This window comes from Sanguibacter keddieii DSM 10542 (assembly GCF_000024925.1).
Classification (GTDB): domain Bacteria; phylum Actinomycetota; class Actinomycetes; order Actinomycetales; family Cellulomonadaceae; genus Sanguibacter; species Sanguibacter keddieii.
Window position 1 is genome coordinate 2388843 of the sequence record NC_013521.1, and the last position, 22948, is coordinate 2411790.

At 71.1% G+C, this 22948-nt stretch carries 27 protein-coding genes; 11 read left to right on the forward strand and 16 right to left on the reverse strand.

What is annotated here, in order from left to right:
* Positions 1–78 precede the first annotated feature (78 nt).
* Positions 79–498 carry a VOC family protein gene (locus SKED_RS10505; protein ID WP_012867129.1) on the reverse strand — a complete coding sequence of 140 codons (420 nt, stop codon included), beginning with the start codon at positions 496–498 and terminating at the stop codon, positions 79–81.
* Positions 499–680: 182 nt separating this feature from the next.
* Between SKED_RS10505 and SKED_RS10510 the strand changes: the two genes are divergently transcribed.
* Positions 681–1403: a hypothetical protein gene (locus SKED_RS10510; RefSeq protein ID WP_012867130.1), complete on the forward strand. Its 723-nt coding sequence runs from the start codon at positions 681–683 to the stop codon at positions 1401–1403.
* Between the two features lie 48 nt (positions 1404–1451).
* Here SKED_RS10510 and SKED_RS10515 read toward each other — a convergent pair whose 3' ends face one another.
* From SKED_RS10515 to SKED_RS10525, 3 genes are read right to left on the reverse strand one after another with little or no spacing between them, the layout of a single operon-like run.
* A complete protein-coding gene (locus SKED_RS10515; protein WP_012867131.1) occupies positions 1452–1757 on the reverse strand; it encodes a hypothetical protein in 306 nt (101 codons plus the stop codon).
* Between the two features lie 56 nt (positions 1758–1813).
* On the reverse strand, positions 1814–2410 hold the full coding sequence (locus SKED_RS10520) for a shikimate kinase (protein ID WP_169310142.1): 597 nt from the start codon (positions 2408–2410) through the stop codon (positions 1814–1816).
* Positions 2411–2456: 46 nt separating this feature from the next.
* Entirely contained in the window at positions 2457–3290 is an 834-nt protein-coding gene (locus SKED_RS10525; protein ID WP_012867133.1) for a siderophore-interacting protein, read from the reverse strand.
* Between the two features lie 131 nt (positions 3291–3421).
* Between SKED_RS10525 and SKED_RS10530 the strand changes: the two genes are divergently transcribed.
* On the forward strand, positions 3422–3844 hold the full coding sequence (locus SKED_RS10530) for a GNAT family N-acetyltransferase (RefSeq protein WP_012867134.1): 423 nt from the start codon (positions 3422–3424) through the stop codon (positions 3842–3844).
* Between the two features lie 15 nt (positions 3845–3859).
* On the opposite strand, the gene SKED_RS10535 is transcribed toward SKED_RS10530, so the two are convergent.
* Positions 3860–5617 (reverse strand): AbgT family transporter, encoded by a 1758-nt coding sequence (locus SKED_RS10535; RefSeq protein ID WP_012867135.1) that lies wholly within the window; start codon positions 5615–5617, stop codon positions 3860–3862.
* Positions 5618–5897: 280 nt separating this feature from the next.
* On the opposite strand from SKED_RS10535, the gene SKED_RS10540 reads away from it, so the two are divergent.
* From SKED_RS10540 to SKED_RS10555, 4 genes are all read left to right on the forward strand, one after another.
* Positions 5898–7487, forward strand: coding sequence for an ABC-F family ATP-binding cassette domain-containing protein (locus SKED_RS10540; RefSeq protein ID WP_012867136.1), 1590 nt, complete (start codon positions 5898–5900; stop codon positions 7485–7487).
* A 175-nt stretch (positions 7488–7662) separates the two neighbouring features.
* Positions 7663–9927: an anaerobic ribonucleoside-triphosphate reductase gene (gene nrdD, locus SKED_RS10545; protein WP_012867137.1), complete on the forward strand. Its 2265-nt coding sequence runs from the start codon at positions 7663–7665 to the stop codon at positions 9925–9927.
* A gap of 3 nt (positions 9928–9930) precedes the next feature.
* The gene (nrdG, locus tag SKED_RS10550; RefSeq protein WP_012867138.1) at positions 9931–10512 is read left to right on the forward strand and encodes an anaerobic ribonucleoside-triphosphate reductase activating protein; all 582 of its coding nucleotides are present in this window, start codon (positions 9931–9933) and stop codon (positions 10510–10512) included.
* Between the two features lie 111 nt (positions 10513–10623).
* Complete coding sequence (locus SKED_RS10555) at positions 10624–11112, forward strand: GNAT family N-acetyltransferase (protein ID WP_042437975.1); 489 nt, start codon at positions 10624–10626, stop codon at positions 11110–11112.
* 1 nt (position 11113) lies between these two features.
* Here SKED_RS10555 and SKED_RS10560 read toward each other — a convergent pair whose 3' ends face one another.
* Together SKED_RS10560 and SKED_RS10565 are read right to left on the reverse strand one after the other, a co-directional pair.
* The gene (locus SKED_RS10560) at positions 11114–11566 is read right to left on the reverse strand and encodes a hypothetical protein (protein ID WP_012867140.1); all 453 of its coding nucleotides are present in this window, start codon (positions 11564–11566) and stop codon (positions 11114–11116) included.
* 70 nt (positions 11567–11636) lie between these two features.
* Positions 11637–12122: a hypothetical protein gene (locus SKED_RS10565; protein WP_012867141.1), complete on the reverse strand. Its 486-nt coding sequence runs from the start codon at positions 12120–12122 to the stop codon at positions 11637–11639.
* Positions 12123–12412: 290 nt separating this feature from the next.
* Here SKED_RS10565 and SKED_RS10570 point away from each other — a divergent pair, with 290 nt between their 5' ends.
* Genes SKED_RS10570 through SKED_RS10580 form a run of 3 tightly spaced genes read left to right on the forward strand, consistent with a single transcriptional unit; the run spans position 12413 to position 14911 of the window.
* Entirely contained in the window at positions 12413–13375 is a 963-nt protein-coding gene (locus tag SKED_RS10570) for an ABC transporter ATP-binding protein (RefSeq protein WP_012867142.1), read from the forward strand.
* Positions 13375–14124, forward strand: a complete 750-nt coding sequence (locus SKED_RS10575) for an ABC transporter permease (protein WP_012867143.1) — start codon at positions 13375–13377, stop codon at positions 14122–14124. The genes SKED_RS10570 and SKED_RS10575 overlap by 1 nt, the downstream gene beginning before the upstream one ends.
* Position 14125: 1 nt before the next feature.
* The gene (locus SKED_RS10580) at positions 14126–14911 is read left to right on the forward strand and encodes an ABC transporter permease (protein ID WP_012867144.1); all 786 of its coding nucleotides are present in this window, start codon (positions 14126–14128) and stop codon (positions 14909–14911) included.
* A gap of 31 nt (positions 14912–14942) precedes the next feature.
* Here SKED_RS10580 and SKED_RS10585 read toward each other — a convergent pair whose 3' ends face one another.
* A complete protein-coding gene (locus SKED_RS10585; protein WP_012867145.1) occupies positions 14943–15257 on the reverse strand; it encodes a putative quinol monooxygenase in 315 nt (104 codons plus the stop codon).
* A 57-nt stretch (positions 15258–15314) separates the two neighbouring features.
* Between SKED_RS10585 and SKED_RS10590 the strand changes: the two genes are divergently transcribed.
* Positions 15315–15626, forward strand: coding sequence for an ArsR/SmtB family transcription factor (locus SKED_RS10590; protein WP_012867146.1), 312 nt, complete (start codon positions 15315–15317; stop codon positions 15624–15626).
* 73 nt (positions 15627–15699) lie between these two features.
* On the opposite strand, the gene SKED_RS10595 is transcribed toward SKED_RS10590, so the two are convergent.
* The 7 genes from SKED_RS10595 to SKED_RS19990 form a co-directional block, all read right to left on the reverse strand.
* Positions 15700–17613, reverse strand: a complete 1914-nt coding sequence (locus SKED_RS10595; protein WP_042437979.1) for an ABC transporter permease — start codon at positions 17611–17613, stop codon at positions 15700–15702.
* Between the two features lie 5 nt (positions 17614–17618).
* Positions 17619–18428, reverse strand: coding sequence for an ABC transporter ATP-binding protein (locus SKED_RS10600; protein WP_012867148.1), 810 nt, complete (start codon positions 18426–18428; stop codon positions 17619–17621).
* Positions 18429–18605: 177 nt separating this feature from the next.
* A complete protein-coding gene (locus SKED_RS10605) occupies positions 18606–19274 on the reverse strand; it encodes a response regulator (RefSeq protein ID WP_012867149.1) in 669 nt (222 codons plus the stop codon).
* The gene (locus SKED_RS10610) at positions 19271–20542 is read right to left on the reverse strand and encodes a sensor histidine kinase (RefSeq protein WP_012867150.1); all 1272 of its coding nucleotides are present in this window, start codon (positions 20540–20542) and stop codon (positions 19271–19273) included. The genes SKED_RS10605 and SKED_RS10610 overlap by 4 nt, the downstream gene beginning before the upstream one ends.
* Positions 20543–20580: 38 nt before the next feature.
* Positions 20581–21096 carry a hypothetical protein gene (locus SKED_RS10615; RefSeq protein ID WP_012867151.1) on the reverse strand — a complete coding sequence of 172 codons (516 nt, stop codon included), beginning with the start codon at positions 21094–21096 and terminating at the stop codon, positions 20581–20583.
* 108 nt (positions 21097–21204) lie between these two features.
* Positions 21205–21306, reverse strand: coding sequence for a type II toxin-antitoxin system PemK/MazF family toxin (locus tag SKED_RS20520; RefSeq protein ID WP_217167872.1), 102 nt, complete (start codon positions 21304–21306; stop codon positions 21205–21207).
* A gap of 33 nt (positions 21307–21339) precedes the next feature.
* Positions 21340–21561: a hypothetical protein gene (locus SKED_RS19990; RefSeq protein ID WP_143755711.1), complete on the reverse strand. Its 222-nt coding sequence runs from the start codon at positions 21559–21561 to the stop codon at positions 21340–21342.
* 185 nt (positions 21562–21746) lie between these two features.
* Between SKED_RS19990 and SKED_RS10620 the strand changes: the two genes are divergently transcribed.
* A complete protein-coding gene (locus tag SKED_RS10620) occupies positions 21747–22196 on the forward strand; it encodes a hypothetical protein (protein ID WP_012867153.1) in 450 nt (149 codons plus the stop codon).
* Positions 22197–22306: 110 nt separating this feature from the next.
* Here SKED_RS10620 and SKED_RS10625 read toward each other — a convergent pair whose 3' ends face one another.
* Positions 22307–22891, reverse strand: a complete 585-nt coding sequence (locus tag SKED_RS10625) for a hypothetical protein (protein WP_143755712.1) — start codon at positions 22889–22891, stop codon at positions 22307–22309.
* Between the last annotated feature and the right edge of the window lie 57 nt (positions 22892–22948).

Sequence of the window (22948 nt, forward strand, 5' to 3'; positions counted from 1 at the left end):
ATCTGCGTCGTGGTCGACCGACGGACGCCGGTCGACCACGACGCGAGGGCGTCAACACTCCTGCGTCAGGACAGGGTGTCAGCCCTGTGCGGCGGCGCCGGTGAGGTTGAAGAGCCAGTTGATCCCGAAGCGGTCCACCGCCATCCCGAAGTAGTCGCCCCACGGCGCCTGCTCGAAGGGCACGGTCACCTGGCCGTCGGCGGTGATGCCGTCCCAGTACCCGCGGATCTCGGCCTCGTCGTCGCCGCTGAGGGAGATCGAGACGTTCGAGCCGACGGTGAGGTCCATGCCGTCGGGGGTGTCGGAGGCCATGAGGACGAGCCCACCGTCGGTGGTGAGCTGGGAGTGCATCACCAGGTCCGCCTGCGACGGGTCCTGAGCCATCTGGAACTCGCCGAAGGTCGACAGCGTCAGCTCGCCGCCGAGGACGGACTGGTAGAAGGTGATCGCCTCACGAGCGGTGCCGCGGAAGTTGAGGTAGGGGTTCAGCGTGGTCATCGTCGTCCCGATCGTCGTGGCGGATGGTCTGCCTGCGGGACCGGTCCAGAGCACCGCACCGAGCCCACCCCCTGAGTATGCGCCGCTCAGGGGCCGAGATCGAGGGTGATGTCGGCGCCACGTCACGTCCGGTACGGGACGTTCGTCCGATGCGGCACGCGCGGCCACCACGCTTGACTGGGGTGATAACTCGTCGTCCCGTCCAGCTCGCACTGCTCGCCGCCTCTGCCGCCGCAGCGGCCACCTGCATCACAGCCGCCCGGTCTGCGGCGCTCGGCTGGGGCTCGACCGCCTACGAACGCTGGCGCCCGCTCCCGGGCGACGAGCTCGTCGCCCACCCCGACCTCGTCGCGACCCGTGCGATCACCATCGACGCACCGTGCCGCGAGGTGTGGCCGTGGGTGGTGCAGGTCGGCCAGGGCCGGGGTGGCTTCTACAGCTACGACCGGCTCGAGAACCTCGCAGGCCTGGGGGTCCGGAGCGCGGACCGCGTGATGCCCGAGCTGCAGTCGCTCGACGTCGGGGACACCGTGCGGCTCGCCCCGCGGGTCGCCCTGACGGTCGAGGAGGTCGTCCCTGGCCGCGCCGTCGTGCTCTCCGGGGACTGCGACCCCACCGACCCGCGCGAGCCCCTCGTCCTCGACGACCACGGCCGGGCGGTGACCTCGACCGGCCCCGCCCCGTACGAGTTCTCCTGGGCGTTCGTGCTCGTCCCCACGGGCGAGGACACCTGCCGGCTCGTCGTCCGTGAGCGCTACGGGTACACCGCAGCATGGTCGGCAGCCGTCGCCGAGCCGGTCGGATGGGTGAGCGCGGTCATGACGCAGCGGATGCTGCGAGGCATCCGCGACCGGGCGCAGGGCGAGCGGCTGCGCAACGGCTCACAGGCGACTGCCGTCGCCTGACCGGCTGCGCCCAAGCCGCGCAGGTCAGCAGGCCGAGGGCCCCTGTGCCTATGCCTGGCTGTCTCGCTCCACGCCAGCGTCGCGCCTGCCGTGCCCCAGGCCGGCGACGTACGCGAAGGTGCCGACGAGCACGAGCAGGCCCGCGACGGTCACCGCCGCGCCCCAGAGGGACACGGTGCTGACCGTCTGGAGCTCGGACGAGAGCATGCCCACGGAGTCTGGCGACGACCACGAGGTCCACCACCCCGCAGACGCCGACTCCTGGCCCCGCATGACGACGATCCCGCCGCCCGTGACGAAGAGCGCCCCGAGGACGACGAGGGCAGGGAAGAGGTTCGCGCGGACGAGTCGCATCGTCCGAGGCTAGCGCGCGTCCCTCCAGCAGCCCCAGGGGTGTCGAGGGTGAGACCTCAGCGGCCGCCGAGAGCCGCGACGGCCGCCACGGTCTCGGCCGGGGTGTCGTCCCCGGTGAGCACCAGGTGCGTCGCGACCGCCTCGTCGCGCCCGTCGGTGAGCCACATCGCGAGCCAGTCCTCGTCGCCCACGTGCCAGGTGGTGCCCTTGTCGGCGACGCAGCGCCGCCGCAGCACCTCGAGCGAGACGGCCGGGTCGGCCGACGGCCGGAGCAGGACCACCTGGTCCGCCGAGGCCAGCGCACGGACCACGCGTGCGAAGAGCGCGTCGTCGGTGACGTGCGAGTGCCCCACCCCGAGGGACAGGACGGCTCCGGGCGAGGTCTCGACGAGGCGTTCGACCGCCTGGGCCAGCGCCACCTCCCACTCGCCGTGCGCCTGGGCGAAGCCGACCTCCGAGGCACGCTCCCCCAGACGCTCGACCGACCAGCCGACCTCCGCGTAGAAGTCGGCGCTGGCCGCGTCGGCGTCGACGAAGGGGCGCCCGGTCGCCTCGGCGAGCAGCTCGCCGACGGTCGACTTCCCGCTCGCAGGCGGGCCGACGAGGACGGTCTGCAGCGTCGACGGGGTCACGGGGGCGCTCGAGACGGTCACGCGCGACAGCATGCCGGAGGTGCTGCAGCCGGACAAGCCGATGCCCTCAGTGCGCCTTGCCGACCTTCCAGTAGCCGCAGAACATGATGTTCTCCTTGGGGAGCCCGGCGGCGACCCAGTGCCTGCGGAGGGCGACCGGCAGGGCTGCCTCGCCGACGGCCCAGCCGTAGAACGGCTCGTCGGTGACCGGGAACGCCTGGACGGCCGCGAGCGCGGCCCGCCCCGGGACGGCGTGCGGGTCGGTGCGCACGACCCAGCGGACCTCGACGCCCGGGGGCGCGGTCATGTCCTGCTGGTCCCCGTCGGCAGGGATCTCGACCACGGCTGTCCCCGTGGCGGTCGCGGGCAGCGAGGCGAGGATCCCGGCGACGGCAGGGAGGCCCGTCTCGTCGGCGACGAGGAGGACGCGGTCGACGCCGGCGGGCGGGTTGAAGCCGATGCCCTCGTCGAGGATCGCGACGACGTCGCCCGGGGTGCAGGTCTGGGCCCAGGTGGCGGCGGGACCCGAGGTGCCGTCGGCGACAGAGCCGTGGACCACGAGGTCGACGTCGATCTCGGGGCCACGCGGTCCGTCGGCACGGTAGGCGCGCACGGTGTAGTTGCGCAGCACCGGTCGGGTGGCCTTCGAGATGGTCAGGAACCTCAGGTAGGACAGGGTGTCCAGCTTCTGCGGGAGGCGACCGAGCGTGCCGTCGGCGACGGGGATGAAGAGCCGGAACCACTGGTCGAAGCCCATCGGGACGAACTTCTCCGCGTCGCCTCCGCCGAGCGTCACGCGGACGAAGCTGGGCGAGACCTGCTCGCGTCGCAAGACCTCGAGGGTGAGGAGCTCGGAGACCTCGGGCTTGAGCCGGGTCGCGCTGAGGTTGGTGCGTGCCACGTGCAGCTCCGTCGTCCGTCGAGATAGGTGAGCCTCACCTTACCTTGGGATCGAACGGCGGTCCGGGTGATCTCCGCAGGTCGTCGGACCTAGGATCGAGGACCACCTGTCGCCCGACCGAAGGACCCCGCGTGCAGATCGTCGACCTCCCCGCCGGACACCCCGCATGGGCGCAGGCCGCCCTGGTGCTCCAGGAGCTGCGCACCACCCGGACCGTCGACGAGCTCCTCCAGGTCGTCGCCGACGGCGCTGCCCAGGGACTGCGGTTCACCGGGGCCTTCGACGGCGACACCTGCCTCGGCGTCGCCGGGTGGCGCGTCCTGGTCAACGCCTCCGCCCTCAAGAAGCTCTACGTCGACGACCTCGTGACGGCCGACGCGGCACGGTCGCGCGGGGTCGGCCAGCTGCTGCTCGCGCACCTGCGCGAGCACGCCGTCTCCGTCGGCTGCACCGTGCTCGACCTCGACTCGGGCGTCCAGCGCCACGGCGCGCACCGCTTCTACCTCCGCGAGCGCATGAGCATCGTCAGCCACCACTTCGCGCTCGACCTCTGAGCTGCGGCGGGATCCTCAGAGGTAGACGTCCGCGCCGGGTCCCAGCGGCAGCCCGAGCAGGTACCAGCCGATCAGCAGCGCGGTCCACACGACGAGCAGCGCGACGGTGTACGGGAGCATGAGCGAGATGATCGACCCCACACCCACCTTCCGGCGGTACTTCTCGGCGAAGATGACGATGAGCGCGAAGTACGGCATGAGCGGCGTCGCGACGTTGATCGGGGAGTCCCCGACCCTGTACGCGGCAACCGCGAGGTTCGGGGAGATGCCGAGCTGGATGAACAGCGGCACGAAGATCGGGGCGAAGATCGCCCACTTGGGGACCACCCCGCCGATGAAGATGTCGATCACCGCGGTCATGGCGACGAGCCCGATGATGAGCGGCACGGTGCCGAGGTTCGCCTGCTCGAGCGCGTCGGCCATGCCCACCGCGGCGACGGTGCCGAGGTTGGAGTAGTTGAAGTACGCGATGAACTGGCTGATGACGAGCAGGAGGAAGATCAGCCCGGAGAGCCCGGCGACGGTCTTGACCATGGGGTCGATGACGTCGGTGGTCGTGCGGATGGTCCCGGCACCGCGGCCGTAGCAGAGCCCCATGATGAAGAAGTAGACGAAGATCAGCACGATGATGCTGCCCATGAGCGGCGAGCCCTCGACGAGGCTCCCGGTCTCGGGGTTGCGCAGCGGCCCCCAGGACGGCAGCGCGAGGAGCAGGACGGCGGCCGTCACCCCGGCGAGGCCGTACCCAGACCACCGCAGCCCGCGACGCTCTGCTGCGGTGAGATCTCCCGCGGCCTGCGGTGCGGTGCCTGCCGCCGCGATCGTCGTCGTGCCTTCTCCCCCGGGCTCTGCCACCGAGACACCCCGGTCGTCCGGTCCGGGCGTGGCAGCGGTGCCGAGCGGCGCGGGCGCCTCGTCCTCCCGGTAGGTCCCCAGGCGCGGCTCGACGAACTTCTCCGTCACGAGCGTCGCGACGAGGGTGACGACGACGGTCGAGACGATCGCGAAGTACAGGTTGCCGGTGATCGAGACGTGCTGGGCGGGGTCGGCGATCGCCTCGTTGGTGATCTCGGTGAGCATCCCGTCGATGGGCGTGATGAGCAGGTTGACGCCGAACCCGCCACCGACACCGGCGAAGGCCGCGGCGAGCCCGGCCAGCGGGTGCCGCCCGAGCGAGTGGAAGACCGCTGCGGCGAGCGGGATGAGCACGAGGTAGCCGGCGTCCGTCGCGATCGAGGACAGCACCCCGAGGAACACGACGATGAGCGTGATGAAGCGCGACGGCGTGATCTTCACGAGGCGCTTGATGAAGGCGCCGATCAGCCCGGCCTCCTCGGCGAGACCCACACCGATCATGGCGACGAGGATGACGCCGACCACGCCGAAGCCGTTGAAGTTGTCGACGGCCGAGGTGAACAGGAACCGGATGCCGTCGGCGCTCAGCAGCGACTCGACGCCCACGGTCACCTGCTCGACCTGCGGGTCCTCGCTCTGCAGCGCCTCGTCCCCGACGAGCTCTTCGCCGCTCGGCGTCACCTGCTCGCTGACGTACGCCTGGTCGAAGGTCACCGAGGTGCCGGCGAGGTAGAACACGTGCGACAGCACGATCACCAGGAGGATGAGCCCGACGAAGATCACGGCCGGGTGCGGCACCTTGTTGCCGGCCCGCTCGATCGCGTCGAGGGACCGTTGCAGGACCGTCGTCTTCGCGACGGCGGTCTCGGTGCCCCCGGCACCCCTGGAGCCCTCGGGGCTCTTCGGCTTCTTGCCCATCTGACGCCTACCTCCTGCCGCAGCGCGGCGTGGTGCACGACCGGGACCGACAGACCCGAGGACGCCGGCGTCCGCAGGTCTGCGCCCCGGCGGACCGGGACGCAGAGGTGACTCACCTCGCAAACTAGACCTGCGCGAGCCCCGGTGGGAAGACCCCGGTCGGTGCGCGCGTCGGACGGAGGGCGCACGCAGCCGAGCGGGCGACGGACTCGGTAGGATCGACCCCGCCCCCAGGCCGGACTTCTCCGAGCTGCGCGCCCCACCCGAGAGGTCACACCTGATGAGCCTGATCCGGCTGCACGACGTCCACGTGCGCTACGACTCCACCCAGATCCTCCGCGAGGCGTTCTTCCGCCTCGAGGCTGGAGACCGTGTGGGCCTCATCGGCAAGAACGGGTCCGGCAAGTCGACGCTCCTCAAGCTGGTGCTCGGTCAGGTCGAGCCGGACAGCGGAACGGTCACCCTCGACCAGGGGCTCAAGATTGGGTACTTCTCGCAGTTCTCCGAGCTCGACGGCACCGCGACCATCACCGAGGTGCTCGACGCGCTCTTCGTCGAGATCAAAGAGGTCGAGGCCGAGCTCGCGTCGATCGACGCCGCCATCGCCGCCGACCCGACCGACGGGCCCGCGCTCGACGCCCTCGTGCAGCGCCAGGCAGACCTCTTCGAGAAGATGGACCACCTCGACGGCTGGGACTACTCCCGCCACATCGACACCGCGCTCACCACCCTCGGCTTCGACGAGGCGCACCGCACCTGCTCGATCGACGAGCTCTCCGGTGGTTGGCGCAACCGCGCGGCCCTCGCCAAGATCGTCCTCGAGCGCCCCGACGTGCTGCTGCTCGACGAACCCACCAACTATCTCGACGTCGCCGGTGTCGAGTGGCTCGAGGCGTGGTTCCGAGACTTCCGCGGCGCGGCGATCGTCGTCTCGCACGACCGCAAGTTCCTCGACGCGGTCATCACCCGCACCATCGAGGTCGAGAACTTCCACCTGCACGAGTACTCGGGGAACTTCGAGGAGTACGTGGTGCAGAAGCAGTTCCGCCTCAAGACGCTCGAGGCGCAGTTCGTCCACGAGTCCGAGCTCCTCGCCTTCGAGTCCGAGGGCATCGCCGACCGGCGCGAGGCGGCGAAGGCCGCGAGCAAGGGCCTGGGCAACCAGCTCGCCAAGATCAAGAAGTCGCGCGCCCCGCGCCCGGTCGACCAGATCATCACCGAGATCTACGGCGGCCTGCACGTCAAGGACGTCATGTGCCGCGTCGAGGGCCTGAGCAAGGCCTACGGCGACAAGCGCTTGTTCGACGAACTCACCTTCGAGATCCGCCGCGGGAACCGGATCGTCGTGCTGGGTGCCAACGGCTCCGGCAAGTCGACGCTCCTGCGGGTGCTGACGGGCGAGGAGGACGCCGACTCCGGGCAGGCCGCGTGGACCAAGGGCACCTCGGTGATCTCGTACAACCAGGTCCTCGACGAGCTCGACGACGCCGACACCGTGAGCCACGCGGTCAACGCGATGCCGGACAGCCTCGCGCTCACCGCGACCCGCAAGTCGGTCAACAGGTTCCTCGCGATGTTCCAGTTCTCCGACGCGGACCTCAAGCAGAAGATCGGCAACCTGTCCGGTGGTCAGCGCTCACGTGTCGCCATGGCGCAGTGCCTGCTGTCGGGTGCGTCCGTGCTGGTGCTCGACGAGCCCACCAACCACCTCGACCTCTCGAGCACGCAGGTGATGGAGCGCGCCCTCGTGCACTTCCCCGGCGCGGTCGTGGTGGTCAGCCACGACAGGTTCTTCACCGACAAGATCGCCACCCGCCGGATCGTCTTCGGCGCCGCCGGCTCCGGCGAGGTCGAGGTCACGACCGCCTGAGGGCTGCCGTCCCGGGGGCACCTGGGACCTAGGGCCCGCTGCGAAGAGAACACAAGATCTAGTCTCTTCACAACGCACCAACCCCGTATGTAGTGGCCTTCAGATCGGTGATCTGGTTCGGCTCGCGGTGGTGGGCGTCGGACCAGCAGCCGTGACCCGAGGGAGCAGACCCGCAGTGACAGTCGTCGAGGGAGACCAGACCGCAGCAGCAACGGACAGGGACGAGGCAGCCGCGCCGGTCGGCGCGGCCGCCCGCCTCGCACCAGCGGTGCTCAAGCGGGACGGCCGGGTCGCCGAGTACGACCCGGCCCGCGTGGAGCGCGCGCTCACCTCGGCCTTCGCCGACGTCCACGTCGGACCCGCGCAGCTCGTCCGCCCGGCGGTGCTCGGCCTCACCGAGCAGGTCGGGGCCGAGATCGCCCGACGGTTCACGGACACGGTGCAGATCTACGAGATCCAGAACGTCGTCGAGCACGTGCTGCTCGAGAGCCGGCACTACGAGGTCGCCGAGGCGTACATCGCCTACCGCGTGCGCCGCGACGTGGCCCGCAACCGCACGACGGACGTCAACCACTCGATCGGCGAGCTGCTGAGCAAGGCGAGCAGCGTCGTCAACGAGAACGCCAACAAGGACAGCGACGTCTTCAACACCCAGCGCGACCTCACCGCGGGCGCGGTCGGCAAGGCCGTGGGCCTGACGATGCTCCCGGCGCACGTCGCCAACGCCCACCAGAAGGGCGAGATCCACTACCACGACCTCGACTACCACCCGTACTCGCCGATGACCAACTGCTGCCTCATCGACTTCCGGTCGATGCTCGGCGAGGGGTTCCGCATCGGCAACGCGGAGGTCGAGCCCCCGCGCTCCATCCAGACGGCCACGGCGCAGATCACGCAGATCATCGCCAACGTCTCCTCCAGCCAGTACGGCGGCTGCACCGTGAACCGCATCGACGAGCTGCTCGCGCCCTACGCCGAGCGCAACTTCGCCAAGCACCTCGCCGACGCGATGGAGTGGGTCAGCGAGCCGGGGCGTCGCCGCGAGTACGCCGAGGCGAAGACCCGCAAGGACATCCACGACGCGATGCAGTCCCTCGAGTACGAGATCAACACGCTGTTCACGTCCAACGGGCAGACGCCGTTCACGTCGCTCGGCTTCGGCCTCGGCACGGGCTGGTTCGAGCGCGAGATCCAGCAGGCCATCCTCCGCATCCGCATCGAGGGGCTCGGCGGGGAGCACCGCACGGCGATCTTCCCCAAGCTGATCTTCACGCTGCGCCGCGGGGTGAACCTCGAGGCAGGCGACCCCAACTACGACATCAAGCAGACCGCTCTCGAGTGCTCCACCAAGCGCATGTACCCCGACGTGCTCAGCTACGACAAGATCGTCGAGCTCACCGGGAGCTTCAAGGCACCCATGGGGTGCCGGTCGTTCCTCCAGGGCTGGGAGGACGAGCACGGCGAGGACGTGGTCGAGGGGCGCATGAACCTCGGGGTCGTCACCCTCAACCTGCCCCGCATCGCCCTCGAGTCGCACGGGAGCACGGAGACCTTCTGGGCGCTGCTCGACGAGCGGCTCGACACCGTCCGCGACGCCCTGCTGTTCCGGGTCGACCGGTGCCGCGAGGCGACGCCCGGCAACGCCCCGATCCTCTACCGGTACGGCGCCTTCGGGCAGCGGCTCGACCCCGACGAGGCGGTCGACACCCTGTTCCGGGACGGCCGCGCGACGGTGTCCCTCGGGTACATCGGGCTCTACGAGACCGCTGCAGCGTTCTTCGGCGGGGCGTGGGAAGGCGACGCCGCAGCCAAGGACTTCACGCTCGACATCCTCGGGACGCTCGCCGCCCGCGCGCAGCAGTGGACCAACGAGCACTCCTACAAGTTCTCGGTGTACTCCACGCCGTCGGAGAGCCTCACCGACAGGTTCTGCCGCCTCGACAAGGCCAAGTTCGGGTCCGTCGAGGACATCACCGACAAGGACTACTACACCAACAGCTTCCACTACGACGTCCGGAAGAACCCCACACCCTTCGAGAAGCTGGACTTCGAGAAGGACTACCCGCAGCTCACCGCGGGCGGCTTCATCCACTACTGCGAGTACCCGATCCTCCAGCACAACCCGCGAGCGCTCGAGGCGGTGTGGGACTACGCCTACGACCGGGTCGGGTACCTGGGGACCAACACGCCGATCGACCGCTGCTACGCCTGCGGGTTCTCCGGCGACTTCACGCCGACGGCGCGCGGCTTCGCGTGCCCGGGGTGCGACAACTCCGACCCTCGCACCTGCGACGTGGTCAAGCGGACCTGCGGGTACCTCGGCAACCCGCAGGCGCGGCCGATGGTGCACGGGCGGCACGTCGAGATCTCCTCGCGCGTCAAGCACATGCCCGCGGGCGACGAGGGCGCGCTCCGACCCCGGCCGACGACCGAGGCCTGAGCCGTGCGCGAGCCACAGCCGGACTGGCTCTCCGCGAGGCTCAGCCAGGACCACGTCGCCGACTACAAGCCCTTCGTGTTCGTCGACGGCGAGGGCGTGCGCTGCAGCCTCTACGTCAGCGGGTGCCTCTTCGCGTGCAAGGGGTGCTTCAACGAGGCCGCGTGGAGCTTCCGGTACGGGCAGCCGTACTCCGCCGGGCTCGAGGACCAGATCCTCGCGGACCTCGGCCACGAGTCCGTGCAGGGCCTGAGCCTGCTCGGCGGGGAGCCGTTCCTCAACACCTCCGTGTGCCTGCGGGTCACCCGCAGGCTGCGCGCCGAGCACGGGCGCCGCAAGGACGTCTGGGCGTGGTCCGGCTACACCTTCGAGCAGCTGCTCACCGCGAGCGCCGACAAGGTCGCGCTGCTGCACGAGCTCGACGTGCTCGTCGACGGACCGTTTACCCTCGCCGAGCGCGACCTCACGCTGCCGTTTCGCGGCAGCCGCAACCAGCGGGTCCTCGACGTGCCGGCGTCGTTGCGCGCGGGGCGGGCGGTGGCATGGCGGCCGCGGTCACGACCCGGCGTCGAGCAGCCGGCAGGATGACGGGCAGCGGGCAGTCCCGGCTGTGCGCAGTCGAAGGTGACCTGGACCTGCTTGACCGACGTCATCGCCTCAGCCTAGCGACGCCCTCCCGGCGGCTCCTATGCTCGGGGTATGGCACAGGTGAGCCTCGCCCGGTGGTCGGACGACGACCTCGCGCTGCTCCGCGCCGGCAACGCGCCCGGCATGACGGCCCACCTCGGCGGACCGGAGACCGAGGCGCAGGTCCTCGACCGGCACGAGCGATACCTGCGGTACTGGGAGACGGGCGAGGCCCGCATGTTCCGCATCGTCGCCGACGGCGACCCGGTCGGCGCGGTCGGCTGGTGGTCGACGACGTGGCGCGGTGCCGACGTCCACGAGACCGGCTGGTTCGTGGTGCCCGAGGCGCAGGGGCGCGGGCACGCAGCGGCGGCTGTCCGGCTCGTCGTCGACGACGCACGGGAGCACGGTCGGTTCCCGCTGCTCACGGCCTTCCCGAGCGCTGACAACCTCGCGTCGAACGCGCTGTGCGCCGCCACGGGGTTCACGGTCCGCGGGACAGAGGACATCGAGTTCCGCGGCACCCACCTGCACGTCACCGTGTGGAGCGTCGACCTCTGAGTCAGCTCGACAGCACCTTGTCGCACAGCGCCAGGAGGTCCTTGAGCGCATCGAGGTCCTCCTCGGCCATCGCGTCCTGACGGGCCTCGACCTGCGAGCGGCTCATCTCGGAGAGCAGCAGGCCCGCGCCCCGGCAGATCGCGTCGCTGGACCTGAGGTCGGCGGCCTCGACGTCGGCCAGCAGGTCGTGGACGCCGCTGCCGAACATCTGCTCCTCGGTCGCCGACGGGGAGCCGGCTCCCGAGGACGTGGACCCGGTCGGGTCCGCCTCCGGGTCGAGCGGGCGGAGCTCCTCCTCGGTGGGCTCGTCGCTCGGGTCGTCGGACGGTGTCGGGCTCGGGGCGGGGCTCGGGGCGGCGACCACGGGGGAAGAGTCCTTCGGGGCGGGCGTCATGCAGCCGCTCAGGGGCAGCACGAGCGCGACCAGGCAGGCGGACGCGGTCCGGAGTCTCATCGTGACGGTCCCTCTCGAGGTCGTGAGCGCGGTCGAGCGGGAGCCGTCCCCCGCAGGCGCGATGGTCAGGTTACCGCGCGAGGTCGCGGACCAGGCGGGGGCGTCTCCCCCGGCGGACGTCGGAGACCCAGCCGCGCGCCGGGTACGCGAGACGGACGACGAAGTAGTTGACGTACTCCACCACCCCGAAGGCCCAGATGCCGAGGACCGCGAGCGTCGCCACGGGACGCTCCGGGAGCCACGCGAGCACGCCGACGAGCCCAGCAGCCAGGAGCACCGGGTCGACGGCCCGGAGCGCGCGGTAGACCTGCGCCACGGGCGCGGGCATCGACGAGCGAAGGACCCACCGGCGCGCCAGCAGCCAGTAGGCGCCGCCCTGGACCAAGACGACGACGAGCGGAACGAGGGCCGCCCACAGCGCGAACGAGCTGTCGTCACCGAGCCACGGGCTCACGACGGTGGTCCCTACCAGCACGAAGACCGCAGCCGCCGCGAGCTCACCGAGCCCGAGGCTCAGGTGGGTGCGGCGCGCTGCGGCTCGTCGGTGGTCGTGCATCCGAACACCGTATCGACGCCGGAGGCATGAGTGGCCCAGACCACCCCCGCCAGAAGGAGCAGCGCTGTGAGTGGAGCATCGCGGAGGACAGACGACGAACTGGCGACGGCGAGCATCAGTCCGGAGGATCACGCTGCCGATATCACTCGATTGTCACTCGGAGACGGCGTGACCTTGCCCATCGCGATTTGTCTTGTCATACGTCGAGGCCCCGCACAGTATCGAGTCAGCCCCCGGCAGAGCCGCACGCGCTCGACGGAGGACGACCACTGCACGACGAGAGGACAGGCGTGAGCGTTCCAGCTCTCGAGGCCCACCACCTGCGGCGAGAGTTCGGCCCGGGCCGGCACGTCGCCGTGGACGACGTCAGCCTCCGGATCGACGCCGGGGAGGTGCTCTGCCTGCTGGGGCCGAACGGCGCCGGCAAGACGACCACGGTCAAGATGATCTCGACCCTCCTCTCCCCCACGTCTGGCGGTGTGGTCATCGACGGTGTCGACGCCGTCGCGTCACCCGCTGAGGCACGGTCGCGTCTCGGCCTGGTGCTCGGGGGCGAGCGCGGCTTCTACCTGCGGGCGAGCGCACGCGACAACCTGCTCTTCTTCGCGGACGTGCTCGGTGTGCGTCGTGGAGACCGCGAGCGCCGCGTCCGGGACGCCCTCGACGCCGTCGCCCTCGTGGACCGGGCTGACGACGCGGTCGACGCCTTCTCCCGAGGGATGCGCCAGCGTCTGCACATCGCCCGAGGGCTGCTCAACGCGCCACGGCTGCTGCTTCTCGACGAGCCGACCAACGGCCTAGACCCGGAGATCGCCCGCGACATCCGGGACCTGGTCAAGCACCTGGCCGCCCAGGGCACCGGCATCCTGCTCACCACCCACTATCTGGCCGAGGCCGAGCAGCTGGCGACGTCCCTCGCACTCATCATGTCCGGGAAGATCGTCATCGAGGGAGACGTGGCGGATGTCGTCGCCCGGTCAGGCGTGACGACCGTGACCACGTTGTCCGTGGACGTGCTGACCGACGCCGACCTCGACCGGATCGCCGCGATCGGCGGTCTGGGAACCGTGACGACCGACGTCCGTGACGGCCGCACGCACCTCCGTCTGCCGTGGACCGGTGAGCCTGCCCTGGACAGGCTCACCGGCGAGCTCGTCGAGATTCACGGGGCGGTCCCGCCAGACCTCGTGACCCGTCGGGCGACCCTGGAGGAGAGCTACCTCGCTCTCGTGACCGTCGGGCAGCCCGGCTGATGCCCTGGCTGCGGATGCTCGTGTTCCACCTGCGCCTGTTCGGGAAGAACACCTATTTCTCCCAGCTGATGGTGACATCTACCCTGTCGATCCTCGCCCTCCAGCTGCTCGCGGCTCACGGGAACGGTGCACCGGACGGCGAACCGCTCTGGTTGCGTGCCGGCATGGTCGGCACCTGGTCGGTGTGCACGGTCGCCGCCGGCATGATCGGCTTCCAACGGTTCCAGGGGACGCTGGTGCACCTGCTGATGACCCCGTCCTCGCCGTCACGCACGCTGCTCCCGCTGGTCGCGTCTGCCGCGACCTTCGGCCTTCTCGCCTTCCCGCTCGCCGGGCTGGGCTCGGCCGTCTTCGGTCGTGTCCCGTCGGCAGGCTCGTGGACGGTCCTCGCCCTGGGTGTTCTCCTCTTCTGGCTCTCCTGCCTGTCGATCTCGTCGCTGGTGTCGGCAGTCTTCGTCCTCACCCCGAACGCGATCACCTACGAAGGGCTCCTCACCGTGCCCCTGGTGCTCCTGAGCGGCGTGTTCGGGATCCCGGCGGCCGTTCCCTCGGCCGTCGTGACCCTCACCTACGCGCTGCCGACCACGCCTGCGGTGCGGATCGTCCTGGACCAGCCCACCGGCACCGAGCTCGCCACGCTCGTCCTCGCCTGCGTCGGCCTGTGCCTCCTCTGGGGTGCCGCCGCCCGGTGGGCGCTCTCTCGCGCGGCACGTCGGGCTCGCGTCACGGGCACCTTGGAGGTGGTCTGAGATGACGAGCCGTGGACCTGTCGGGACGTCGCTGCGGATCGCTCGTGTGTCGACCCCGGAGCTGACGACCGCGTCGACCGCGCTCACGTCCCTCGTCGCCGTGCCGCTGCTCGAGGTGCTCCTCATCGTCGCCGTCTCGGCGTCTCTGGGTGGTGACGACCTCGTCCGCACCGCCTACGCGGCGATCATCCTCGCCTACGGGCTGAGCATCATCACCGGGACCGTCGGGCAGGTCACGAGGGACCGGCAGATCGGGGTGCTGCAAGAGGCTCTCATGTCACGGTTCTTCTACCTGCCGTACTGGTTGGGCAAGGTCACCGTACCGGCGGTCCTCGGGGCTGCGGTCGCTGTGGCATCCAGCCTCGCGGTGCTGCTCGTCGACCCTGAACGCTCCGCGCAGGCCTTCGTCGGCACGGTCGCCCTGCTGCCTGTCGTCACCGTCGGAGCCAGCCTGGCTGCCGTCGGGGTCGCGACGCTCTCTGTGGGCGCCAGCGATCCGTACCTCGTGGCGAACGTCGCTCAAGGGGTCCTGCCGCTGACCGCTGGGGTGGTCGTGCCGCTGTCGTCCTATCCGGCGGTGCTCGCGCACGCAGCGTCGGCGCTCCCGTTCACCGCGGCCGTCGAGGCGATGCGGGTCCTCCAGGACGGCGGGGACGCCGCCCTGGTCGCGACACTCATGACCAGGGAGCTGCTCGTGTGCGCGGTCTGGTTCGTGGTCGGTGCCGTCGTCAGCAGACGGGTCGTGCGCGCGCTGCGCGACGGACGTCGTCGAGAGGAGATCTGGTGAGCGCGGTGACCACGGCGCCTCCCTCGTGCCGTCAGTCGCCGACGGGTGTGAGCCAGCGGATCTGGAGGTCTTCGGCGAGGTACTCCATGCGGTGGTCCTGGAACTCCTGCATGTGCGGGAGGGCGAGGTGCGCCGCGAGGTCCTCGGCCGACCGCCACCGCTCGTAGAAGACGAGATCGCCGTTCTCGGCGGTGTGCAGGACGTAGTCGACCGCCCCCTCCTCGGCACGGGTCGGTGCGACGAAGGACTGGAGCAGCGAGGCGAGGTCTGCTGCGCGCTCGGGACGTGGTCGCGCGACTCCGACGAGGGCGACGGGACCAGAGGACGAAGGTATGGTGATGGACATACCTGCACTGTAGAGATCGACCTAGGTACGACGCAAGCCATACCTGAAGGAGGGGTCATGCCACGAGAGCTCGACCTGGGCGCGGCGCTCACCGCGCTCGCCCACCCGTCACGCCGCCAGGTCGTCGTCGACCTGGCGCACGACGCCGACGACCGCGAGCGCGCCTGCGGCTCCTTCGACCTCCCCGTGTCGAAGGCGACCAAGACCCACCACTTCAAGGTGCTCCGCGAGGCCGGGCTGGTCACCCAGCGCGACCACGGCAACGGCAGCACTCTCACCCTCCGTCGCGCGGAGATCGACCGGGACCTGCCGGGACTGCTCGGGCTGCTCCTCACGGAGGACGCGACGCAGACCAGCGCAGACGACTGAGGAGAAGTCCGTGCCCCGTCGACAGCAGTTCCTGGCCTGGAGGCAGGGCATCGTGCCGCCGGGGCCACGGACCTCACCCGACGGGAACGACGGGCCGCGTCGCAGTCGCCCGCACAGCCCCGACGACCGTCGTCGAGCCGGCGACCGCGACGACGGCGAGAGCCAGCGCTGCGAAGACCGGCAGGTCGAAGCCTGCCGTCACCGACCCCACGAGCCCGTACCCGACGCCCACCAGCGCGGGGAGCACGGAGAGCGTCCCGATGACGAGGGCGGCCACCGCGACGGCGGTCGCCTCGACCACGGAGGTCGTCAGGACCTGGCGCCGGGTCGCGCCGGTGCGGCGCAGGAGGGCGTGCTCGGGGCGCCTCGACCCGGCGAGCATCGCGAGGGTGTTGGCCGCGGCGGCGGCCACGAAGACGAGGAGCGCGGCCAGCAGGACGGCGGAGAGGCGCTGCTGGCCGGCCGCGGCGTCGACGGCCGCATCGGCGTAGGCGGCGGGGTCGTCGGCCCGCAGACCGAGGTGCTGCACGGCTGAGCGCACCGACTCGGCACCCGGCCCGTCGCCTCCGGCAGTCTGGACGAGCAGTGCGTCCGCCGTGCTGCCCGCCGGCAGGTTGTCCTCGCCGACGAGGTAGTCGCCGAACCCGAGCGACCTGTCGTAGACGGCGACGATCGTCAGCGCCGACTCCTGACCGTCGACGCGGACGGTGACCTCTCCCCCGAGCCCGGTCCCCGACCCGAGCAGGGAGTCGCGGCCGACGGCCACGGTGCCCGGTGTCATGAGGTCGGCGAGGTCACCGGACCGCACGTCGGGGTCGACGAGCAGCCCGTCGCCGGACAGCACCTGCAGCGCCGTCGGTTCCCAGGCCAACGCGCCGAGGCCGGGGACGCCGTCCATCTCCTCGTCGGTGCGCACCTCGGCGTCCTGCGCGCGCAGGGTCGTCGTGCCGTCGACGCCGGGCAGCGCGGTGACCGTGGCGACGTCCTGCGCGCTGAGGCCTGACTCTTCCGACCCAGGCCGCACGACGAGGTCCGCGGTGATGCCCTCTTCGAGCTGGAGGCCGGTCGCGGCGAGGACCGCGCGGTTGGTGCCGGTCTGGACGGTGCCGAGCGCCAGGAGCAGCGCGAGCGGGATGATCGCGGCGGTGAGCCGTCGTGAGAAGCCGCGGGCGTTGGCCAGCGCGAGGGTGAGGCTCGAGCTCCCGGTCCCCCGGGCGAGCACCAGCCCGTGGCGGGCCAGGGTGGCCACGACCGCCGGTCCGGCGAGCGCGGCGGAGGTGATGAGCAGGAACGCGGACGACGCGCCGGTCGCGCTGCCGATGATCCCGGGGACCACGAAGGGCACGCCGGCGACGCCGAGACCGAGTCCGAGGGTGGACCACGCGGCGATGCGGCGGCCCGGGCTCAGGACCGAGGGCTCGACGGCGCTGCTCCGGACGGCCGCGGTCGGGCTGAGCCGGGCGGTCTCCCGGGCCGCGACACGGGCGGTCACGGCGCCGGTTGCCCCGAGCAGCAGGACGGTCGCCAGGACGGGCCACGGGGACAGCGGGAGCTCGAAGCCGACGGGGACGATCTCGTCGGAGGTGAGCAACGGTGTCGCGGCCCGGGCGAGGAGCAGACCGGGGACGGCTCCGGCGGCGGTCGCGGCGGTGAAGACGATCGAGACCTCCGCCGCGATCATCGAGCGAACCTGCCGAGGTGTCGCACCGACGGCGCGCAGCAGCGCGAACTGCGCACGACGCTCGCGCAGGGCAGCCGCGTAGGCGGAGGCGACGACGAGCACGACGACAAGGATGGTGGTCCCGGCGAAGGACCCGGTCACGGCGGACAGCATGGGCAGGGACTCCCCCGACGCGGTGCCTCGCAGACCGGCCTCCATCCAGGCGGCGGTCGCGGTGAGGAGCGCGGAGGCGAGGGCGACCATGAGGAAGCTCCCGACGATGCTCGAGCGGTGCGCGCGCAGCGCAGAGCGGGCGAAGGACCACATGGCGCTCACCGCCCCGTCTCGGCGAGGCGCGCGGAGATCTCGGCCACGGTGGGCGACACGAGGTGGCCGACGACGCTCCCGTCGGCCAGGAACAGCACCTGGTCAGCGGTGGCCGCGACGCGGGGGTCGTGGGTGACGACCACGAGGGTCTGGTCGAGCTCGTCCGACATGCGGCGCAGCAGCGCGAGGACCAGCTGGCCGGTGCGGGTGTCGAGGGCACCGGTGGGCTCGTCGGCGAACACGACCGCCGGCCGGGTGACGAGGGCGCGGGCGATCGCGACGCGCTGCGCCTGGCCGCCCGAGAGCTCGCCGGGCAGGCGGTCCTCCATGCCGGTGAGCCCGACGGCCTCGACGAGGGACGCCTGCCACACCGGGTCAGGTCGGGTCCCGCCCAGCAGCATCGGCAGCTGGATGTTCTCGACGACCGTGAGGTGCCCCACGAGGTTGTAGGCCTGGAAGACGAAGCCGACGTGGTCGCGGCGGAACCGGGTCACGGCGTCGGGTGAGAGCGCGGTGACGTCGACGTCGCCGACCACCACCTGCCCGCTCGTCGGGGAGTCGAGGCCGGCGGCACAGCTGAGGAACGTGGACTTCCCCGAGCCGGACGGGCCCATGATCGCGGTGAACGAGCCGCGCGGGATCGCGAGGGACACCGACCGCAGCGCGGTGACGACGTCGGGGCCGTCGGGGTAGGTCTTGGACACCTGCACGAGGCGGACCGCGGTCTCGGTCGAGAGCGCGGGCAGCGAGGTGGGTGGGTGCTGGGCCTGAGGGGGCGAGGTCTGAGGGTGCGGGGTGTGAGAGCTGAGCGACATCGGGATGCTCCTTGCGGGGAGGGGATCACCGTGGGACCAGGTGATGCTCTCGACGCTACGGAGACGGGGGCGGCTGCCCTAGATGCCTGCGGAGGGACCTGGCGGCTTGCACCTTTCGGAGGAAGGCACAGGGATGCAGGGCGTCACTGGGTGGAAGACTGCGGACCAGCGCGCTCGTCAGGCGTCGGGCAGCGCGACGACCCGGTTCTGGTACGCCCAGACGACGGCCTGCAGGCGGGAGCGCACCCCGAGCTTGGGCAGCATGCGGGCCAGGTGCGACTTGACGGTCGACACCTCGACGACGAGCTCGCGGGCGATCTCGTCGTTGGACATCCCCTGGGCGAGCAGCAGCAGGATCTCGCGCTCGCGCTCCGTGAGCAGCCCGTCGGCGCGGTGCGCGGCGACGGGGCGCAGGCTGCGGCGGTCGACGAACTCGCGGAGGATCCGGCGGGTGAGGGTCTGGTCGATGGTGCCGTGCCCGGCGGCGACCTGGCGGACGGCGTGGACGATGACGTCGGGGTCGGCGTCCTTGAGGAGGAAGCCCGACGCCCCCGCCTCGAGGGCACCGAAGACGTAGTCGTCGATGTCGAAGGTGGTGAGCACGAGGACCGGGACCGGGTGCTCGACGTCGGGGCCGCTGAGGCGGCGCGTCACCTCGATGCCGTCCAGCCCGGGCATGCGGATGTCGAGGCACGCGACGTCCGGACGCAGCGTCTGGGCGAGCTCGAGCGCCTCGAGGCCGTCGGAGGCGACACCCACGAGCTCGAGGTCGGGCTCGGCCGAGAGCAGCGCGGACAGCCCGGCACGGACAAGGGGCTGGTCGTCGGCGACGAGGACGCGGATCATGCGGGGTCTCCTGGCAGCTGGTCGGTCGTCGTGCGCGGCGGGTGGGTGGTGTCGCGAGGCAGGGTGAGCCGCACCTCCCAGCCGCCGTCCACGGTGCTGCCGTAGGCGAGGTGGGCCCCGACGAGCGCGGCTCGCTCCCCCATGCCGAGCAGCCCGAAGCCCGGGCTGCTCCCGGTGCGGATGGTGGGCTGGGTGGGGGCGGCGTTGTGCACACGGACGATGAGTGCTGCCTCGTCCTGGTCGTCCACGTCGACGACGCACGCGGCACCCGGGGCGTGCATCGCGGCGTTGGCGAGCCCCTCCTGGACCATGCGGAACACGACGAGCTGGGCGAGCGGCCCGACGCCCTCCCCGAGCTGGTGCCCGGGCGTCTCTGACACGCGGAGCTCGACGTCCAGGCCCGCGGTGCGGCGGTCGTCGACGAGGTCGCGCAGCGCGGCGACGGTCTCGACGGACCGCGTCGCCACACCGTCGTCGTGGCGGAGCAGCCCGACCAGGCGGCGCAGGTCGTCGAGCACGGCGGTGCTCTGCTCGCGCACCTGCTGCACGGACCGCTTCGCGGCCTCGGGGTCGGTGTCGATCTGGCGGGCGATCGCCGCGGACATGATCGCGATGCCGGACATGTGGTGCGCGGCGATGTCGTGGAGCTCGCGGGCCATCGCGGTGCGCTCGTCGGCCACTGCGGCCTGCACGAGGGCGTCGCGCTCGCGCACGAGCGCCTGCTCCTCGCCGCGGTGCGCCATGCGGGCCTCGCGGCGGGCCGCGACCGCGAGCGCCACGACGCACGGCAGCCCGACGACGGCGAGCGCCTGGAGCGCGGCGGAGCCGAGGACGACGGGCAGCGGGTCGGTGCCGGTGACGATGGCGTTGATGGACTCGCCCGCCAGGACGAGCAGCGCTGCGGCGGGCAGCAAGACGCGGAGGTCCCGGGGTGGGAGGACGAGCGTGACGAGGAAGACCGCGAGGACGGTGAGCGTCCCGGTGAGGCTGTAGACGACGCCCGGTCCGGAGGCGGCGAGGAGCACCGGGAGCGCAGCGACGACGAGGAGGGACGCACGGGGCGTCGTCCTGGCGCGGCTCACGGCCAGCGCCTGAGCGGTCAGCGTGACAAGGGTGAGCCACCAGGCCAGGGTCCCGGGAGCTGCGACGACCGTGTCGGGTTCGGCCGGGTCGAGCACCGGGAGGGCGACCAGCACCCCGCAGGCGAAGATCCACCCGACGGCTGCGACCCACGCGTCGACGGTGCGCGGCGCACGGGTTCCTGTCACGAGACGTGAGTCTAGGCCCGAGGTGTGGCTGGTATGCCCTAGCTGGCGAGGATCCGCCCGCAGAGGTCGATGAAGTCGACCAGGACGTCGAGGTCTTCCTCGGTCATGGAGGCGCGACGATCCTCGATCTCGGTGCGGGTGAGCTCGGAGACGATGATCGCGGCCGTGCGGCACACCCCGACGCCGCGGCCCTTGTCGCCCGTCTCGACGTCCGTCATGAGGTCGTTGATGCCCGGGCCGTACATGTCGTCGGCGGTAAGGTCCATGAGGTCCTCGGGGACGACCATCTCCTTGAAGTCGTCCGGGACCTGCGACGCACCGTCGTCCGGGTCGCCCTCGGAGGGCGGTGCGATGACGTCGGGCGCCGGGGTGGACTCCGCCGGGGTGTCCGACGGTGCGGGCTCGGTGGTCTCAGGCTCTGAGGGCGTCGCGGAGGCCGTCGGCGACGGCGCCGGGAGGGCCACCGGGGCCGAGTCCTTCGGGGCCGACGAGGTACAGCCCGACACGGTCAGGACGAGGGCGAGCAGCACCGCTGCGGCACTCTGACGCTTCATGGGGGGCTCACTCTCTTCGGGACCACGCGCCACGTCCGGGGCTCCGAGGCGCGCAGCCACGGTACCCCGCTGGGGTCGACGGCTCCATGTCGGCAGGTCTGCGAGCGGTCAGAGCAGGCCGAGAACCAGACGTAGCGCTTCGTCGACCTCCACCAGTTCGTCCGCGTCGAGGCGCCCGGCGAAGTCACCGAGCCGGTGCTCTACGTTCACCGCACTGGTCTGCCGCACCTTCGTCTGTAGACATCACCAAGAGCGCAGGAAGTTCATGTGCTCCATGACTTCGGCCATCTCGGCGAGGTCTTCCGGGGCCTCCCGAAGATCGTCTGCCTGTCGTGACGCGAGCGCGACGCGCGCCTCGTGATCATCTGACGTGGTGGCTTCACGTTCGACGCCAGAGTTCGACTGGCTGGTCTTCGTCGAGGAACCGGGCAGAACACGACCACGCCCCTGCGCACCATTGTTCACACCTCGCACCATAGACGCAGGATGTCACGATCCGGCCTGCGCCCGCATTGAGCCATGCCCAGCGACAGCAGTCGCGACCTCCTGGTGCACGAGGACGGCCCGTCCAAGGATATTCATCTGACTCCGCTGGCTAGGCTGCTGAGATGAGCCCCAGCACCGCCTCTACTTCTGCTTACCGCGCCCCGATGCGTACGCTACGCGTCGACGACGGCACGGCCGCGGAGTGGGCGATCTCCGCCGGGGTCGTCGGGCTGGACGGGGCGATCCAGGCCCAGGTCGACAGTCTCGACGAGGTGCTGGCGGCGGTCGACCTCGAGCTCGACGAACGCACGGCGCGACGCATCCGCCGCTTCACGCTGACTCCAGCAGGCTCCCTCGTCTGGACACAGGATCGCAGCGGAGGGTTGCACCTCGGACGTCTCGGGGGCGGCCAGCGCTACGCCCGGGACACGGACGCACTCCGACTCGGTCTCCCACACCAACGGGACTGCGAGTGGGGTGCTGGCCCAGTACCGGTGGAGCTCGTCCCCGCAGCCGTGAGAGAGACCTTCGCGCGCGGTGGCCGGAACTGGCAGCAGATCCGCACCGACGACGGAGCCAGCGCGCGTCTGTGGGAGCATCTCGAGGGAGTTTGACTCTGCGCCCAGAGCCTGGGGCACGTCTGATCAGGCCGCGAAGTCCGCTTCCCGTCTCGTGCTCAGATCCGAGCAGACGCGCGATCAGCGCGGCGGTCCAGTGCTGCCCTTCAGGACCCCGTGTGCAGCGTGAAGGTACCGCCGGTCTCGCGCTCGACCTCCATGTCGTCGAGGTTCCGCGCCTGGTCGCGGGTCATGACGACGAGCTGGGCAGTCGCGGGGTCGGACCTCGACGCGGACCCTGGAGCGGTGACGTCGAACGGGGCGAGATCGACGTCGGACGGGACGAGGAGCGAGGTGCTCCCACGAACTTCGCCGGCAGCAATCTGCAACGAGGTCCCCCGGTCGAAGAAGATGTCCGGCGGGGTGCACGACGACCCGTAGAGGTCCGTGTCGACGAGCCACGACACGAGGCAGATGCTGCCGTCGTCGCCGAGGGCTACCCAGTGCGTCTCGGTGTCGCTCTCGCGGAGCAGGCGGGTCGTGTCAGGCTGCACCCCGAGCCCGTCGGCGTCAGGTGCAGGCGGGATCTCGTCCTGCGACGTCTGCGTGGCAGCGAGGACCGGGATCATGTCGACCGGCTCTCGCGAGGCGTCGTCACCCGCGCAGCCCGCCAGCGCAAGAGGCGTCAGGACCGCTGCGGCCACCATCCACGTGCTCGTCGACCGGCGTCTCGTCACGCGGTGTCTCGTCATGGCGCTGCTCCCCTGTGTCGAGCCGACCCGTCGCTGATGGTCGGGCCCGGCGGCGTG